At 64.0% G+C, this 16,560-nt stretch carries 13 protein-coding genes and 1 tRNA gene; 6 read left to right on the top strand and 8 right to left on the bottom strand.

All coding sequences use genetic code 11. The features are described 5' to 3' along the window. Positions 1–101 precede the first annotated feature (101 nt). Positions 102–178: transfer RNA gene (locus BGO64_RS00160), tRNA-Pro, on the bottom strand. 203 nt (positions 179–381) lie between these two features. Here BGO64_RS00160 and folD point away from each other — a divergent pair. Further along, positions 382–1,239 carry a bifunctional methylenetetrahydrofolate dehydrogenase/methenyltetrahydrofolate cyclohydrolase FolD gene (gene folD, locus BGO64_RS00155; RefSeq protein WP_010674955.1) on the top strand — a complete coding sequence of 286 codons (858 nt, stop codon included), beginning with the start codon at positions 382–384 and terminating at the stop codon, positions 1,237–1,239. An 84-nt stretch (positions 1,240–1,323) separates the two neighbouring features. Here the strand turns inward: folD and BGO64_RS00150 are convergent, their stop codons facing one another. The 3 genes from BGO64_RS00150 to BGO64_RS00140 all read right to left on the bottom strand — a co-directional run bounded on the left by BGO64_RS00150 (position 1,324) and on the right by BGO64_RS00140 (position 4,589). Further along, complete coding sequence (locus tag BGO64_RS00150; RefSeq protein WP_239053682.1) at positions 1,324–2,487, bottom strand: trans-sulfuration enzyme family protein; 1,164 nt, start codon at positions 2,485–2,487, stop codon at positions 1,324–1,326. A 93-nt stretch (positions 2,488–2,580) separates the two neighbouring features. Then, positions 2,581–3,603, bottom strand: a complete 1,023-nt coding sequence (locus BGO64_RS00145) for an isopenicillin N synthase family dioxygenase (RefSeq protein ID WP_045524490.1) — start codon at positions 3,601–3,603, stop codon at positions 2,581–2,583. A gap of 347 nt (positions 3,604–3,950) precedes the next feature. Further along, positions 3,951–4,589 carry an NAD(P)-dependent oxidoreductase gene (locus BGO64_RS00140; RefSeq protein WP_239053681.1) on the bottom strand — a complete coding sequence of 213 codons (639 nt, stop codon included), beginning with the start codon at positions 4,587–4,589 and terminating at the stop codon, positions 3,951–3,953. A gap of 100 nt (positions 4,590–4,689) precedes the next feature. Here BGO64_RS00140 and BGO64_RS00135 point away from each other — a divergent pair, with 100 nt between their 5' ends. Both BGO64_RS00135 and BGO64_RS00130 read left to right on the top strand, forming a co-directional pair. Then, a complete protein-coding gene (locus BGO64_RS00135; RefSeq protein ID WP_239053680.1) occupies positions 4,690–5,589 on the top strand; it encodes a LysR family transcriptional regulator in 900 nt (299 codons plus the stop codon). Between the two features lie 116 nt (positions 5,590–5,705). Continuing rightward, on the top strand, positions 5,706–6,605 hold the full coding sequence (locus BGO64_RS00130; protein WP_239053679.1) for a helix-turn-helix domain-containing protein: 900 nt from the start codon (positions 5,706–5,708) through the stop codon (positions 6,603–6,605). Here the strand turns inward: BGO64_RS00130 and BGO64_RS00125 are convergent. From BGO64_RS00125 to BGO64_RS00115, 3 genes are read right to left on the bottom strand one after another with little or no spacing between them, the layout of a single operon-like run. Continuing rightward, positions 6,602–7,534: an EAL domain-containing protein gene (locus BGO64_RS00125; RefSeq protein ID WP_286699935.1), complete on the bottom strand. Its 933-nt coding sequence runs from the start codon at positions 7,532–7,534 to the stop codon at positions 6,602–6,604. The genes BGO64_RS00130 and BGO64_RS00125 overlap by 4 nt on opposite strands. Before the next feature lie 24 nt (positions 7,535–7,558). Next, positions 7,559–8,170: a CSS-motif domain-containing protein gene (locus BGO64_RS00120; RefSeq protein WP_286699934.1), complete on the bottom strand. Its 612-nt coding sequence runs from the start codon at positions 8,168–8,170 to the stop codon at positions 7,559–7,561. Continuing rightward, a complete protein-coding gene (locus tag BGO64_RS00115) occupies positions 8,160–9,683 on the bottom strand; it encodes a sensor domain-containing diguanylate cyclase (protein WP_286699933.1) in 1,524 nt (507 codons plus the stop codon). The genes BGO64_RS00120 and BGO64_RS00115 overlap by 11 nt, the downstream gene beginning before the upstream one ends. 425 nt (positions 9,684–10,108) lie before the next feature. On the opposite strand from BGO64_RS00115, the gene BGO64_RS00110 reads away from it, so the two are divergent. Both BGO64_RS00110 and BGO64_RS00105 read left to right on the top strand, forming a co-directional pair. After that, positions 10,109–12,253 carry a TonB-dependent siderophore receptor gene (locus BGO64_RS00110; protein ID WP_286699932.1) on the top strand — a complete coding sequence of 715 codons (2,145 nt, stop codon included), beginning with the start codon at positions 10,109–10,111 and terminating at the stop codon, positions 12,251–12,253. A gap of 38 nt (positions 12,254–12,291) precedes the next feature. Beyond that, positions 12,292–13,122, top strand: a complete 831-nt coding sequence (locus tag BGO64_RS00105) for a siderophore ferric iron reductase (protein ID WP_410488801.1) — start codon at positions 12,292–12,294, stop codon at positions 13,120–13,122. Between the two features lie 73 nt (positions 13,123–13,195). On the opposite strand, the gene BGO64_RS00100 is transcribed toward BGO64_RS00105, so the two are convergent. Next, positions 13,196–14,131, bottom strand: a complete 936-nt coding sequence (locus tag BGO64_RS00100; RefSeq protein ID WP_104452998.1) for a LysR substrate-binding domain-containing protein — start codon at positions 14,129–14,131, stop codon at positions 13,196–13,198. Between the two features lie 161 nt (positions 14,132–14,292). Between BGO64_RS00100 and metE the strand changes: the two genes are divergently transcribed. Beyond that, on the top strand, positions 14,293–16,557 hold the full coding sequence (gene metE, locus BGO64_RS00095; RefSeq protein WP_286699931.1) for a 5-methyltetrahydropteroyltriglutamate--homocysteine S-methyltransferase: 2,265 nt from the start codon (positions 14,293–14,295) through the stop codon (positions 16,555–16,557). Positions 16,558–16,560 lie beyond the last annotated feature (3 nt).

Here is a 16,560-nt window from a genome sequence, read left to right as displayed (position 1 = left end):
CAGGATTCGAACCTGCGACCCACGGCTTAGAAGGCCGTTGCTCTATCCGACTGAGCTAAGGGCGCGTTGTATCAAGAAATCCGGGGATTTCCCGATGAACCTGGTCGGTGATAAAGGATTCGAACCTTTGACCCTCTGGTCCCAAACCAGATGCGCTACCGGGCTGCGCTAATCACCGAAAATTCGCCATCCAGCATACCTTCGGCGGCACCACTGGGCAACGGGCGGGCATCATACCCAAGCGCCAAAGTCAGCGTCAACGACTTTTTCCGCCAGTAAATTCAAGTGCCTACTTATTGCCCTCCCTGCGAGAGCCGCTAACACCCGCGCCAAAAAAATGCGACAATGCGCCGCAGTTGAACACATGGTGAGTGAAGAACGATGTCTGCCAAAATCATTGATGGAAAACAGGTTGCGCAAACGATTCGCAATCAGGTCGCCGCGCAAGTCCAACAGCGGTTGGCGCAGGGGAAACGGGCACCGGGTCTGGCGGTGATCCTGGTGGGGCTGGATCCGGCCTCCCAAGTCTATGTGGGCAGCAAACGTCGCGCTTGTGAAGAGGTGGGATTTGTCTCCCGCTCTTATGACCTCAGCGCCACGGCGACACAAGCGGAGCTGCTGTCCCTGATCGACCAGCTCAACGAGGATCCGGAAGTGGACGGCATCCTGGTGCAGTTGCCCTTGCCGGCTCACTGCGATACCACCCAGGTGCTGGAGCGCATTCGTCCCGACAAAGACGTTGATGGCTTCCATCCCTACAACGTGGGTCGTCTGGCCCAGCGCATCCCGGCGCTGCGACCCTGCACACCCAAGGGGATCATGACCCTGATCGAGACCACAGGCGTCAAGACCCACGGTCTGCATGCGGTGGTGGTCGGGGCTTCCAACATCGTGGGGCGTCCCATGACGCTGGAGCTGTTGCTGGCCGGTTGCACCACCACCACCTGTCACCGCTTCACCCAGGATCTGGAGACCCAGGTGCGCCGGGCCGACTTGCTGGTCGTGGCGGTGGGCAAGCCCAACTTCATTCCGGGGGAGTGGGTCAAACCCGGTGCCCTGGTGATCGACGTGGGCATCAACCGCCTTGCGGACGGCTCCCTGGTGGGAGATGTGGAGTATGAGACCGCGCGTAATCACGCCGCCTTCATCACGCCGGTACCGGGGGGCGTGGGCCCCATGACGGTCGCCAGCCTGATGGAGAACACCCTGAGCGCCTGCCAGGATTACCACGACGCCTGATGAGGGCGCCGGGCAGAAAAGAGAAAGGGAAGGCATTGCCTTCCCTTTTTTTATTGCGTCACTCGCCCGGATCGCTACTGGATATCAGAGGAGGGCCAGGGCGGCGGCCAGATCGGCAATCAGATCGTCGGCGTCTTCCACCCCGATGCTGAATCGAATGAGATCGTCATTGACCCCGGCAGCGAGGCGGCTCGCCTCGTCCATGGCTGCGTGGGTGGTGCTGGCCGGATGGCAGGCGAGGCTCTCGAGATCGCCGAGGCTCACCGCCTGCACGAAGAGTTGCAGGTTGTCGAGCAGGGTGGCGCAGCGCTCAAACCCGCCTTCCAGCTCGATGCTCACCATGCCTCCAAAGCCGCTGGCGAAGGCGCCGAGGGCATCGTGGCCCGGATGGCTGGCAAGGCCCGGGTAGATCACCTTCTTCACCGCTGGGTGGGCATCCAGGAACTCGGCCACCTTCTGGGCGTTGTGCAGGTGGGCATCCATGCGCAGGGGAAGGGTCTTGACCCCCCGTTGCAGCAGGTAGGCCTCCTGCGGGCCGATGGGAGAGCCGATGTGCTTGAGGGCCACGGTGCGAATCGACTTCATCAGCTCATGACGACCCGCCACCACCCCGGCGATGATGTCGCCGTGACCGCCCAGATACTTGGTGCCGCTGTGCATGACGATGTCGATGCCAAGCTCGAGCGGGCGCAGCAGGTAGGGGGTGAGGAAGGTGTTGTCACATACCGTGATGGCGCCCACCTTGCGGGCCGCTTCCACCACCACCCGCGGATCCACCATCTTGAGGGTGGGGTTGGTCAGGGTTTCGAACAGTACCACCTTGGTGGCGGGGCGGATATTGGCCAGCAGATCCTGATCGCTCTCGTAGGCGGTGATCTTGATGCCGGCGCGGCTGAAGGTCTGCTTGAGGAAGGCATCGGTGCCGCCGTAGAGGGGGCCGATATAGGCCACTTCATCACCACTGTCGGCCAGGGCATACATGATGGCACTCACCGCCGCCATGCCGCTGGCCACCACCAGTGCCTCATCTGCACCTTCGAGGGCTGCCAGCTTCTGCTCCAGTTCGGCGGTGGTGGGGTTGCCAAAGCGGCTGTAGATGAAGCCGGGGGCTTGACCTGCGAAGCGCTCCTTGCCCGCCTGGGCGTTGAAGTAGCTGAAGGTGCTGCTCTGGTAGAGCGGGGTGGTGAGGGCGCCGGTCTGGGGATCGATCCGCTGGCCGCTGTGCACGCTCATGGTCTTGAATTTCATTTTTGTACTCCGTCATTGCCAGGCTGTTGCCCGACTGCTTGTGTTATCCGGGGCGCCGTCGCGCCCCTTTTCTAATGTGGTGTGGCGGTGTTGTCAGGCTAGCGCTGGCTCGCGCTGCGGCTCGCCTGCATAGTGGCGGGCCGCCACATCCGGGTGGGAGCGCAGCCTCCCCTTGAGCACGTTTTCCCCCACCTGATAAAAGAGCGGGTTGGCGGGATCGCTCTGGGGCCCTTCGGCCAGTGCCGCCAGCTCGGGGGAGAGGCTAAGCAGTGGCACAGTCGCATCCAGCCTTGCCGCCATGAAGAAGGCGCAGGAGAGGCGCGATACCCCGGGAGGCGGGCTCACCACCCGGTGCAGGGTAGCCTTGAGGTAGCCGTCGGACGCGAGCTCCAGCAGTTCGCCGATGTTGACCACCAGGGCGCCCGGCAGGGGGGGCGCGGGGATCCAGCCATCTGCCGTCTCCACCTCGAGCCCGGAGTGATCGTCCTGCATCACCAGGGTCAGGTAGCCGGGATCCTTGTGGGCACCCACCCCCTGACCACTGCTGCCTTCCGGTTGTCCGGGGTAGTGAATGAGCTTCATGTGCTGGTAGGGGGCACCGCGAATGCTCTCATCAAATACTCCGGCGGGCTGCCCCAGCACCTCTGCGAAGGCATCCAGCAGGGTGAGGGTGATGTCGCTCAGTCGATCCTGCCATGCCAGCAGCCGTGTTTTCATCTCGGGCAGGGCGGCGGGCCACTGATTGGGGCCGATGAGGCGCTGCCAGGGTTCACGAATATGCGCCACAGGCAGGGCCTGGGCCTCATTCATGATATCGAACTGCTCCCGCAGATCCGGCCGTGCCCGGGTGAGCTCTGCCCCCACCTGGTTGTAGCCGCGAAAGTGCGGGGAGTGAACCATCTGCACCGCCAGTTTTTCTTCAAGTGGCAGGGCGAAGAAGCGGGCGGCGAGCGCCAGGGTCTCCTGGCGCGCCGATTCGCTCAGATCGTGGCCCACCAGATAGAAAAAGCCCACTTCGCGGGCGGCCTGGCCAAGCTGCGCCAGCATCTGGCTGCGTGCAGCCGGGGTGCCTTTGAGGGCGGCGAGATCGATGATCGGCAATGATGGGGTGGTCATGGGCATCTCCTCACTTTCCGTGAACGGGGTCTGCGTGCCCCGGCGTGCGGGGTGTTGCGAAACCGGGGCGCACTCTTCTTGAGTGGCGCCGTTTGGGTTGAGGGTGATGCTACTGTTCGAGGTTATAAGGTGGAAGCAACAAAATATTCTTAGTTATATACAAAATTCGAAATGGAATTCGGACTTGAGCGAATGGAACGAGCAACGGGCGGCTCAGGCGGCGATCGGCCGTACTGGGTTAGAGCGACATTGGCGTGACGGGATAGACGCGGGAGAGAAAAGACGGAGGGAGGCATCCGCCTCCCTCCGTGTGACTGTCATGGAAAGGGTTGCTGGCGCGCCTTTCCTCAATAACCCAGGGTGAAACGCTGGCGCAGGTGAGCCGGTGCTTGCGCCTCGTTCAGCACCCCGTCCGCCAGATCGCCGACCGTGATCCCGGCGGGCTGCTCGCCGCTGAACAGCACCTGATCCGTGCCAAGGCGGTAACCGCCGCGCTTCTCGCCGGGTTCGAGGAACACCGGTGGGGAGATGAAGCGCCAGTCGAGGGTGGTTTCCCGGCGAAGGGCGGTGAGACCATCCCGGGCCGCGAGGGCCCCTTGCTTCCACTCTGCCGGGAACTCCGGGGTATCCACCAGCTGCACGCCCGGGGCGATTTCCAGACTGCCGGCACCGCCGACCACCAGCAACCAGCTCCCGGCGTCGTTGGCGGCGGCCACGATAGCGCTGGCCCCCTTGAGGTACTGATCGTAGATGTCCGGGGCACTCCAGCCCGGGTTGTAGGCACTGATCACCCGATCGTGCCCCTTGAGCACCTTGGCCAGTGCCTGGCTGTCCTGGGCGTCCACCGCCACGGCGGTGACTTGCGGGTGAGCGGCGACCTTGCTCACGTCACGCACGATGGCGGTGATCTGATGACCGCGGCTGACGGCCTCCTGGAGGATGGCTGAACCGACAAAACCGCTGGCACCGATGAGGGCAATCTTCATGGGAATTCTCCTTCACTGTGGGAATGGGGCTATCCTACGCCCCCGAGTGTGATTTAATAATCCACTTAAAATTGTATTCACTTGTAAGCAGGGCTTCATAATGGATCAGCTCAGACGCTACGCCATCTTCGCCGCCGTGGTGGAGGCGGGCAGCATGACCGGCGCCGCCAAGGCCCTCGGCATGACCCCGTCCGCCGTCAGCCAGCATATCAGTCAACTGGAGAGCCAGCTCGGCCTGCCCCTGCTGCACCGCTCCACCCGCCGCCTCAGCCTGACCGAGGCGGGGGAGGTGGTGTGGCAGGGTTGCCAGTCGTTGCAGCAGACCCTGAACGACACCGAGCTGCGCCTCTCGGAGGTGCGCGACAGCCTGCTCGGAGAAGTGCGGATCACCGCGCCGGTGGGGATGGCGGGCCAGCCCCTGGCGCGGGCGCTCTCGCCGCTGCTGCAGGCGCACCCGGGCCTGGGCATCCAGATCATTGCCGACGACGAGAAGCGGGATCTCATCAAGGAGCGCATCGACGTGGCGCTGCGGGTCGGCACGCTTGAAGATTCCACCCTGGTGGCGCGCAGACTGGGTCAGACCCGGATGCTGCTGTGTGCCTCGCCCGCCTATCTGGCACGCAAGGGCACGCCGCGCAGCCCGGCGGATCTGCTGGCCCACGACTGGCTGGCCTCGGACATGCTGGGGGGCGGGATACTGCTGCTGGACGAGAAGGGGGAGGCCCACAAGATCAAGCCCAAGCCCAGGGTGCTGTGCAACAACGTCTTGCCCCTGCGCCAGTTCACCCTGGCAGGGCAGGGGATTTCGCTGCAACCGGAAGGTGAAATAGAAGAAGATATCGCCACCGGTCGATTGCTCGTGCTGCTGCCGGGCTTTTTGGCCCCTCCCATGGAGATCCATGCCATCACCCCCCAGCGGGAGATCCCGGAGAAGGTGCGGCGGGTGATCAGCGCCCTTCGCAGCCACTTTGCCGAGCATGGCCAGAGCCGTCTACCCTGAGCGGGGCGGGATGAATAGCCAGGCGGTGCGCCGGCCTTGCGGTCGGCGCGACACCCCTGTTTAATGTGGCCCTCCCGGGCCAGAGCGCCCTCTGCTGGCGTGGTCTCAAGCGCATCATGACACCGACTTCTCCCCACCCACTCCGTGAGCCGGCACCCGAGGCGCGCGCCCACCTCACCCGGATCGAGCGAGTGCTCGACTACATCCATGCCAATCTGGATCAGCCGCTCTCCCTGGAGGCGCTGGCCCGGCAGAGCTGCTGGTCCCGCTGGCAGTTGCAACGGGTATTCCTGCATGAGACGGGCCAGACGGTGGCTCACTATGTGCGCGAGCTGAAGCTGAGCATGGCGGCGGAGGCGCTGCTTTCCACCCGGCTGCGGGTGCTGGATGTGGCGCTGGATCACGGGTTTGGCTCGGAAGTGAGTTTCAGCCGCGCCTTCAAACAGCAATTTGGCTGCTCTCCGCTGGCGTATCGCAAGCGGGGCCTGCGGCTGGGGCTGCGCACGCCCCTAGTGCGGGCGGCGGTCCCCCGCTCTGCCTCTCCCAACCTGGTGCAGGTGCGCATAGAGAGCCTGCCGGCGTTCACCTTGCTGGGAGTCAGTGGCACGATCCGGGGGTTGTTCGATGCCTCACCGGATTTTCAGCAGACGGTGCCCGCCATCTGGCGAGCGCTGCGCGAGACGGGGGCGCTGGACCTGTCGAGGGAATGGCTGGGGGTGGTGGATGTGTCGGGGGCAGGGGAGCGGCTGCCTTACTGGGCCGGAGTGGCCACGACGGCGCCTACGCCCCCCGGCCTGTCGAGTCTCAACGTGCCGGCTCAGGAGTATGCCGTGCTCACCCACAAAGGACCCATTGCCCAGCTGGGGGAGAGCCTGCACTGGTTCATCCTGCACTGGCTGCCGGAGTCGGCATACCGGGGGCTGGACGGTTTCGAGCTGGAGCGCTATGCCCCCGGCTTTGACGGCCAGCAGCCCGACGCCACCATGGAGTACTGGCTGCCCGTTGCCCCCCGTTAGGGAAGGAGGCTCACCCCGGCATGGAGCCGCGATGGCTCCGGGCGTGTGGCGCTGGCCAGGAGATCAGTGAACTGGGCCGGTGGCAGCGGCTTGGCGAAGTAGAAGCCCTGCAGGTAGTCGATGCCATAATGGCGTGCCATTTCGACCTGTTCCTGAGTCTCCACCCCCTCGGCGACCAGAGCCAGCCCCATGCGATGGGCGAGATCCAGGATGTTTTCGACGATATGGCGGGAGGGGCCTTCCTCTTGCATTCCCTTGATAAAGCTGCGATCGATTTTGATGATGTCCACATGGAACATCTGCAGATAGCAGAGGCTGGAGTGGCCGGTGCCAAAGTCATCGATGGCGATGAGCACGCCCAGCTCGTCCAGGGCATCGAAGATGGCGCGGGTCTGCTCGTCCGCATCCACCATCTCCCGCTCCGTCACCTCGAGCACCAGACGCAGATCCTGGCCCGGGAAGGCGCGAAGAAAGTCGCGGCACTCGGCGACGATGTCCTGGTTTTTGAAGTGCTGGGCGCAGACATTGACGGCGACGTGAAAGCCGGGGGGCAGCCTGTTGGCCACCCCGACCAGATAATCCCGGGTCTGGGCCATCAACTGGCGGGTCATGGGTACTATGTAGCCGCACTCCTCCGCGAGGGGAATGAAGTGGTTGGGGGCAATCATCCCTTGTGTGGGATGACGCCAGCGCATCAGCACTTCACAACCGCGCAGGCGCCCCTGCCTGTCCATCACGGGTTGCAGATAAGGGATGAACTCCCGGGCCGCCATGGCTCTGGCGAGCTCGCTGTGGGGGGAGGCGCTGCGCCCCCTCAGATAGAAGGTGAGCAGCCCCAGCAACAGCGCCAGCACAGGGGCGGCAAGCAGGTTCTCCTGGTTGTACGCCCAGGCAAACGCCAGCACTTCCTTGTAACCATTGAGCGCCACCAGGCGATAGGGATGAGCGGTGGGCTAGCTTTGTTGCAGACGTTGTCCCCCTTCCAGCAGGCGGGCTGCTGGCAGGGTTCTGCCGTGGCCATCGAGAGCCTGGTCCCCGAGGAGGAAGAAGAGGTTGTCCTCTCCCATCACGGCCTGCAAGGCGCCGAAGATGTGGAAGCCGTCCAGCTCCACCAGCAGGGTGCGATCGCCGGATGGCTGACGGTAGAGTATGGCGGTCTGCCCGGTGATGGGGCTGTGTCTGGCGAGGATCAGTGTCTGGTTGCCCGCCGGGCCACGGGGAATATCCCGGGTGAGGATGGGTCTGTGCAGGGTGGTACAGCGCAGTTGCTGCCCCTCCAGCACATAGAGTGCCCGCGCATAGGGGGAGGCGGTGATGAGGTCGCGCAGGGCCAGTTGCTCATCCTGGCAGCGGCCCATGGCGAGGGGGCGGGCGGCCTCGACCAGGGACTGACTGTCGTTGATGGCACTCTCTATCATGGCCCTAGCATGGTTCAGGCTGCGCGCGTTGTCCTTGCGAAGGCCGCTGGCCGCCTGCAGGAGGTTGAGGGCGGTGAGGCCGACCAGCAAGAGGAGCCCGAGCACGATGGCCAGACGCAGACGCTGTGCCAGGGGATCAGTCGGCATGGTGCACCCGATTCTTGCCGGCATCCTTGGCCTGATAGAGCGCCTGATCGACCCGCGCCAGCAGTTGCTCGGCGGACTCCTGTCGCCACAGTCCCAACCCGGCAGAGAAGGTCACCACCAGTTCCGGTTCGCGCCATGGCCGCTGTGCCACCTGGGTGCGCCACTGCTCGAGCAGCGTCAGTGCTCTGGTGCTGTCATCCCCGGGAATGATGATGGCCAGCTCCTCGCCGCCGTAGCGGTAGAGGGTGGCCTCCTTGCCTGCAATCTGCCGCCCTTCCCGGGCCACCGCCCGCAGGACGTCGTCACCGACCGGGTGGCCGTGGGTGTCATTGATGGATTTGAAGTTGTCCAGATCGATCAACCCCAGGCAGAAAGGGCGGCCGGCGATCAGCTGGTCGTCGAGTGCCTTGTCAAAGCAGCGGCGATTGAACAGGCCCGTGAGGGCATCCGTGTTGGACGCCTCCACGGCTTCCTGCATCTGGCGATGGCCGTTCTGGATCTCCTGGCGCAACTGATCCCCCGGTTTGCCCGCGTGGATGCGTCCGGCGCGCATCAGGGCGATGATCTCGAAGATCATCTTGCTGAGCACATGACGCAAGGACCACCAGCAGAGCAGGCAGATCAGCATGCAGCCCACCAGGGTGATCTGGATCTGGTAGGACTCGCGGCTGCTCACCTCCTTGAACCTGGCATCGCTGACGGCATAGATGACGAACCAGTCCGGGTTGGAGAAGGAGTAGTAGTAGAGGTGGGTCTGGCGCTTTGCATCGAAGAGGTGGTCGGCGCCGTTGGTCATCTGCTCGATGAGCCGGCGGTCCACGCGATGGCGAAACAGGTTCCCCACATCCGAGTGCAGCAGGATGTCGCCTGCCCGATCGACCAGGTAGAACTCCCCCTTGAGAGGGCTCATGAGCTGGCGCAGGGGATAGCTCATCTGCTCGAGATCCACGTTCATGGCCTGGGTGCCGAGGAAGACCCCCTCCTTGTCGAGCAGGGGGCGGGAGACGGAGACGCTGCGGCTCTTGTCATCGAACTTGCTGGTGTAGTGGTCGGTGTAGTGCACGAAGGGGGTTCGCACGGCGGCCGCGAGAAACCAGGGGCGCTCCCTGGCATCAACGTGCTCCTCGACGGGCAGATGGGGGACGGAGTTGAACCGCCCCTGCGGATCGGCGAGCAGGATGCTCTTCACATAGGGGGTGAGCGCCAACGTTTGCATCAGGGAGAGGCCAAGGGGCGTGTTGCCCTCATTGAGGAAGGCATCCAGGCCTGATTCATCGATGACACTGCCCGTTTCGTTGAGGACATGCTCCAGTGACTTGAACTGTGGCTCGATGGACTGGGTCGCCATGTTGTGCACGAACATGGCCGCCACCTTGTGATACTTGCGCTCGGCAGAGGTTTTGATGCTGACACTGACGGCCATCAGGGCGATGAGCAGGGTCAGAACGATGACTCCGAAGGTGACGTTGAGCTGGGTATCGCAGTGCAGGTTTTGGTAGGCGGTCTCATGCATAGGCGTGTGCTGATGGCTTGGTATTGTCTCAATCAGGGCTGATAAAAGGGTGGGCATGCTATCGCCTCATTTATCAATAGCGATTGACCAGGATCAACAAGGGGAGGGAGAACGCGACCATACTTGTCCGATGAGTGTGAATATGGGGGTAAAAATGCTGCCATGTTCTGAATATGTGATGGTTACTTGCTAAATTGCTGTGCAAGTGAAGGCGGTGACCTTCATCAGGCGGCCATGATGGGCCTCCCTGAGAGCCTCGACGACGTTGCCATGTTGCCTCCGATAGGAGATGGCGTGCCTGCCACCCTCGCTTTCCCCGCTTCCCCGCCAACATGCCCCAAATTGTTAATATCGGGGCAAAATAGAACAATAAAATGCAAATGATATTTGTTACTATTCACATGCAGTAAGTAATCGAGGATCAGATGCAGCTTGTTCACCCCCCTTTGACCCTGGTCGCCGTGACCATCTCCACCCTGCTTGCAGGCTTTGTACAGGCCGCCGCGCCCGACAGCCAGGATACGGCCACCGCCGACGAGACCCTGACCGTGCTCGGCCAGACCTATCGCAACACCGCGACCAAGACCCGGCTCGACCCCATCGAGACGCCCCAGGCCATCTCGGTGGTGGATGGGGAGACCCTGTCGCTGCGCGGTGTCAGTTCGGTGAGCGAGGCGCTGCGCTACGTGCCCGGCGTCAACACCGAGCTGAGGGGCGGGGCGGTCAACCGGCTGGATCTGTTCAACATCCGTGGCTTTGACAACTACCAGAACTTCTATGACGGCCTGCTGCTCCAGTACAACGACTGGAACCTGCAACCCCAGATAGATCCGGTGGCCATCGAGCAGCTGGAGGTGTTCAAGGGGCCGACATCGGTGCTCTATGGCAGCATGCCCCCCGGCGGCATGGTCAACCTCATCGCCAAGCGCCCCCAGCGGGAGAGCAAGCACAACGTGAGCGTGGCGACCGGCACGGGCACCCTCAAGGAGATGACCCTCGACAGCACCGGTGCCATCAACGAGCAGCTCGCCTATCGGCTGGTGGGACTGGCCCGGGAGAAGGATGGCCAGGCGGTGACCTCGAAGGAGGAGCGCTATGTCTTTGCACCGTCCCTGGACTGGCAGCTCGGCGAGCGCACCCTGCTGAACCTCAACCTTTACTACCAGAAGGATCCCGAGGCCGGCATCTACACCACTGTGCCCGCCAGCGGCTCGGCCAAGTCCAACCCCCTGGGGCAGCTTGGCAGCGACACCTTCCTTGGTGACGAGAACTGGAACGAGTACAACCGGGATGTGACCCTGCTGGGCTACAAGCTGAGCCACGACTTTAACGAGCGCTGGCAGGTGCTGCAAAATGCCCGCTATATGGATGCGTCTGCCTATCAGCGCAACACCTACAACGCGGCCCTGGCGGCGGACAACCGCACCCTGGCCCGCAACGCCTACCTCACCGATGAAGACTCTCGCGGCGTTGTCATCGACAACCAGCTGGCGGGCAAGGTGCAGACGGGCTCTGCCCAGCACAACCTGCTGCTCGGGGTCGACTACCAGTACCTGGATGCCCATATCCTCTACCGGGATACCCTCGACTACTCGGCGCCCAGCATCGACATTTTCAACCCGAACCATAGCCAGATAGTCCCAGAGGCACTCACTTTCAACTACCAGGATAAAAAGGTGATCCGCCAGTCCCAGACCGGCGTCTATCTGCAGGATCAGGTGCGCCTCGATCGACTGGTGGCCATCGGCGGCGCCCGCTACGACCGCTACCGGATGGACACCGACAGCCGGACCCTCTATCAGGGGGCGGACAGCCAGTCCCTGGCCCACATCGATCAGGACAACCTCTCCTTCCGCGTCGGCGCCCTCTATGAGCTGGATGGCGGCTTCTCCCCCTATGCGAGCTATGCCGAGAGTTTCGAGCCGGTGCCGGGGGCGGACAAGCAGGGTCAGGCGTTCAAACCGGCGACCGGTCATCAGTGGGAAGGGGGCGTCAAGTTCCTCTCCGACGACATGAGCAAGACGGCGACGCTGTCGGCGTTCCACATCACCAAGAAGAACGCCCTGGTGACGGATCCGGACAATGTCTACGGGCCCAAGCTGCAGACCGGGGAGACGGTCTCCAGGGGCATCGAGCTTGAGGGGAGAGCCGATCTCACCAGCCAGCTGGATCTGGCCCTCAACTACACCCTGATGGACATGGAGATCACGCGTGACACCACTACGCTGCAGGGCAAGACGCCGGTCTGGGTCCCCAGACAGATGGCGTCGTTGTGGAGCAACTACTACCCGGGTGGCAACCTCGAGGGAATGCGAGTGGGCGCCGGCCTGCGCTACGTGGGGGAGGCCGAGATGGATGCAGCCAACACCGACAAGGTACCGGACTACCTCCTGATGGACATGTCCGCCTCCTACGATCTCGCTGCCCTCAGCGCAAGCCTGAAGGGGGTAGGTGTATCACTTGGCGCCAGTAACCTGTTCAACAAGACCTACTACTCCTGCTACGACCAGAACAACTGCTGGTTCGGGGCCGAACGAAGCGTGGAGGCGCGACTCAAATACGCATTCTGACCTTGCGCCCCGGCACGCGCCCGGGGCCCTTTCAACGAATGGGCGAGGAGAGGGCGCGCGGTGTGCCGCGCGGCCTTGGTCGGGAGCACGGCCTTGGCCGGGAAAAAGCGGACGCGGAACGCGCCCTCGTCTCGGATCACCAAGCCCTGTTCGCGGCGGCGGCCAGCCTGATCCCGTCCCTCAAGGGGAACCTGGTGGCGGCCGGTGACGTGTGCACGCCACTGACGGATGCCACCGGGGCGACGTCGACCGAGGTGGCCGCAGCCCTCCATGCGCACTGGCAGCAGGCACACCCGGAGGCGGGGCCCGCCTACTGGCTCACCCGCAGCTGGGGCATGCTCTGCTGGCAATCCATCTATCTCGCCATGGTGGCCGTCTACCGCCATCAGGCCGTGCCTGCCCTCGACAGGCTGGGACAGGGGCATGAGGCCGGCGTGGTGTCGGGCTTTACCCTGCCGGCCGAGCCCATGATCAGAGGGGAGGTCGGCGTGTTGATCAAGACGGCCGGGGAGCGACTCCAGGCGCACTGGCAGGGGCTGTTCACCCTCCTTGGGACGGCGCAGCGGCTGCGCCCCGGTTTCGTGCGCCCGCTCCTGGCGGACGATCTGCTGGCGGCCCTGGTGCGGGTGCCCGATTTCTTCGGGGAAGTGAGTCGGGAGGAGGTGAGGGCCCATGCCCCCCTCTGGCTTGAATCCTGTGGCCTGCCGTCGGCACATCTGACGGGTTGGCGCGAGGCGGGCCTGCCCCGGGACGAGGCCTTCCCGGGCTATGTGCGCCAGCGCTGCTGCCTGCACTACAAGCGCCGGGATGGGGAACTGTGTGGCAACTGCCCGCGAAGGCTGGGTGGGGCGAGGGGTGATGAGTGCTGATACCCGACTCTTCGTCTGCGCGGGCAACCCGTGATGAAAGCCGCCGGATCCTGGCGGCTTTTTTGTGTCCGGCTTACTGGGCCGCCATCCGGGTGCGGATGCGCTCGAACAGGCTCTGCAGGCAGGCCTGATCTTTGTCGGCGGCGCGCACGGCGCCATACATGTGGCGGCGAATGCCCTCCCCGAGAGGGCGCGCCTCAAGCAGGCCCTGGCGCACGAACTCCTCGCTGGCCCAGCGGGGCAGGGCGGCGAGCCCGAGCCCGGCGGCGGCCATCTGCAGCATGACCGAGGTGTTGTCCACCGGTTTGCAACGGGCGGGCTCCACCCCGGCCGGTTGCAGGAAACGGCTGAACACGTCCATGCGCGCCCGCTCCACCGGGTAGACCAGCAGCACCTCCGGTCGCAGATCGTCTGGTGCGATGCGCCGCTGCTGGCAGAGGGGGTGATCCGGTGCCATCACCAGGGTGAGATCGAAGGCGAACAGCGGCTCGAAATGAAGATCTCCGCGGGCCTGCACATCCGAGGTGAGCAGCAGGTCGAGCTGGCCGCCAAGCAGGGCACTGATGGCATCGAAACCCGGCACCGACTCCACCTCCAGATCCACGCCGGGCCACTGGCGGCGAAAGTCCGGCAACAGCGGGAGCAGCCACTGGATGCAGCTGTGGCAATCGAGGGCCAGATGCAGCCTGCCCGCCTCGCCGCTGTGCAGGGCGACCAGCTGACGCTCGGTCTGGGCCAGGGCGGGCAGCACCTGACGGGCCAGGGCCAGCAGATGCTGGCCTGCCGCCGTCAGCACCAGAGGGCGGCTTTTTCGAAGAAACAGCTCCAGATTGAGGCGGGTCTCCAGCTCCTTGAGCTGGTGGGAGAGGGCGGACTGGGTGAGGTTGAGGCTGAGCGCGGCCCCGGCCAGGGACCCTTGCTCGGCCAGGGCGCTGATGGTCTTCAGGTGTTTGAGATCGATGCCCAGATTGCTGCTCTGAGGGGGGCTGGATGGGGTGGGCGCGACCATGGCACTGCTCCTTTGTGCGTCAGTTGAGAAATTCTTGAGAGCCAGTTGAAGAGGATTCAATAGCCAAGGCCACCTTATCTTGTCATTTTGGATGTGTAAACATCTGGATGGCCAAACAATCCAGATCCTCATCAGATAAACGAGCATAAGGAATGGAACCTATGACCTTCGCACACACCCTGGGCTTTCCCCGTATCGGCGCCAAGCGCGAACTGAAATTTGCCCTCGAATCCTACTGGCGTGGCGAAACCACCCAGGCCGAGCTGGTCGCCGTGGGCAAGAGCCTGCGTGAGCGCCACTGGCAGGCCCAGCGTACCGCCGGGGTCAACCTGCTGCCGGTGGGGGATTTTGCCTGGTACGATCAGGTGCTGGGTACCAGCCTGCTGGTAGACGCCGTGCCTGCCCGTCACCGCCACGGCGACACCGACCTCGACACCCTGTTCCGGGTGGCCCGTGGCCGTGCGCCGACCGGCCCGGCGGCGGCCGCTGCCGAGATGACCAAATGGTTCAACACCAACTACCACTACCTGGTGCCGGAATTTTACCGTGACCAGCGCTTCAAGCTGGGCTGGAGCCAGCTCTTTGACGAGGTGGAAGAGGCCAAGGCCCTTGGGCTGCCGGTCAAGGCGGTGTTGCTGGGCCCCGTCTCCTACCTGTGGCTTGGCAAGGAGAAAGAGAGCGGCTTCTCCCGCCTCGAACTGCTGGATCGCCTGCTGATCGTCTACCAGGAGATCCTGGCCAAACTGGCGGCCCAGGGGGTGGAGTGGGTGCAAATCGACGAGCCGGCTCTGGCGCTGGACCTGCCGGATGAGTGGCGCCTGGCCTACCTCAAGGCGTATGAGCGCCTGAGCGGCCCCTGCAAGCTGCTGCTCACCACCTACTTCGGGTCCGTGGCCCATCAGCGGGACATCATCACCAGTCTGAAGGTGGACGGCCTGCACCTGGATCTGGTGGCTGCCCCCGAGCAGCTCGAGACCCTGGTCCCGCACCTGCCGGCCCAGTGGGTACTCTCGGCGGGTGTCATCAACGGCCGCAACGTCTGGCGTGCCAACCTGGCCAAGCTGGCGCCGACCCTCAAGGCCTTGAAAGAAAAGCTTGGCGAGCGCCTCTGGGTGGCCTCCTCCTGCTCCTTGCTGCACAGCCCGGTGGATTTGACCCTGGAGCACGAGCTGGATCCCCAGACCCGCAGCTGGTTCGCCTTCGCCCTGCAAAAGTGCTATGAGCTGGGGCTGCTGTCCGACTACCTGGACGGTGGCCCCCTGGACAAGATCGAGGCTTACAGCCAGCCCATCGTGGATCGGGAGTCCGACAGCCGGGTTCACAAGAAAGCGGTGCAGTCACGACTCGCCAGCCTGACCAACAGTGACTTCGATCGCCAGAGCGCCTACCCGGTGCGTGCCGACGCGCAGCGCTCGGATCTGAAGCTGCCGCTCCTGCCCACCACCACCATCGGCTCCTTCCCGCAGACCTCTGAAATCCGGGTGCTGCGCCAGGATTGGCGTGCCGGGCGCATCGATGACCAGGCCTACGAGGCGGGCATCCAGGCCCAGATCAAGGACGCCATCGAGCGCCAGGAGGCCATCGGGCTCGACGTGCTGGTGCACGGTGAAGCGGAGCGCAACGACATGGTGGAGTATTTCGGGGAGCTGCTGGACGGCTTTGCCATCACCCGCTTTGGCTGGGTACAGAGCTATGGCTCCCGCTGCGTCAAGCCGCCGGTGATCACCCGTGACATCGACCGTCCGACCCCCATGACCCTTGAGTGGACGAAGTTTGCCCAGAGCCTGACCGACAAGCCGGTGAAGGGCATGCTGACCGGCCCCGTGACCATTCTCTGCTGGTCCTTCCCGCGGGAAGACGTGAGCCGCGAGCAGTCCGCCCTGCAGATTGGCCTGGCCATTCGCGACGAGGTGGCTGACCTGGAAGCCGCCGGCATCAAGGTCATCCAGATCGACGAGCCGGCGATCCGCGAAGGGCTGCCCCTGCGCAAGCAGGATCACCAGGCCTATCTCGACTGGGCGGTGCGCGCCTTCCGCCTGAGCGCAAGCCCGGTGGTGGACAGCACCCAGATCCACACCCACATGTGTTACAGCGACTTCAACCTCATCATCGAGGCGGTGGCTGCGCTGGACGCGGATGTGATCACCATCGAGACGAGCCGCAGCCAGATGCAGTTGCTCGAAGCGTTCGAGCGTTTCAACTACCCCAACGAGATCGGCCCGGGCGTCTACGACATCCACTCGCCGAACGTACCGAGCCAGGGCTGGATTGAAGACCTCATCCGCAAGGCTGCGCAACAAATCCCGGCGGACCGGCTCTGGGTGAACCCGGACTGCGGCCTCAAGACCCGCGGCTGGGAAGAGACCACCGCTGCCCTGAAGGTGATGGTCGATGCGACCCGGGCGCTGCGCGCCGAGCTGGCCTGAGGG

This window comes from Aeromonas sp. 62-46, assembly GCF_001898585.1.
Taxonomy (GTDB): Bacteria; Pseudomonadota; Gammaproteobacteria; order Enterobacterales; family Aeromonadaceae; genus Aeromonas; species Aeromonas caviae.
The sequence above is the reverse complement of the archived record's forward strand: the minus strand, read 5'-3'. Positions and strand labels throughout refer to the sequence as shown.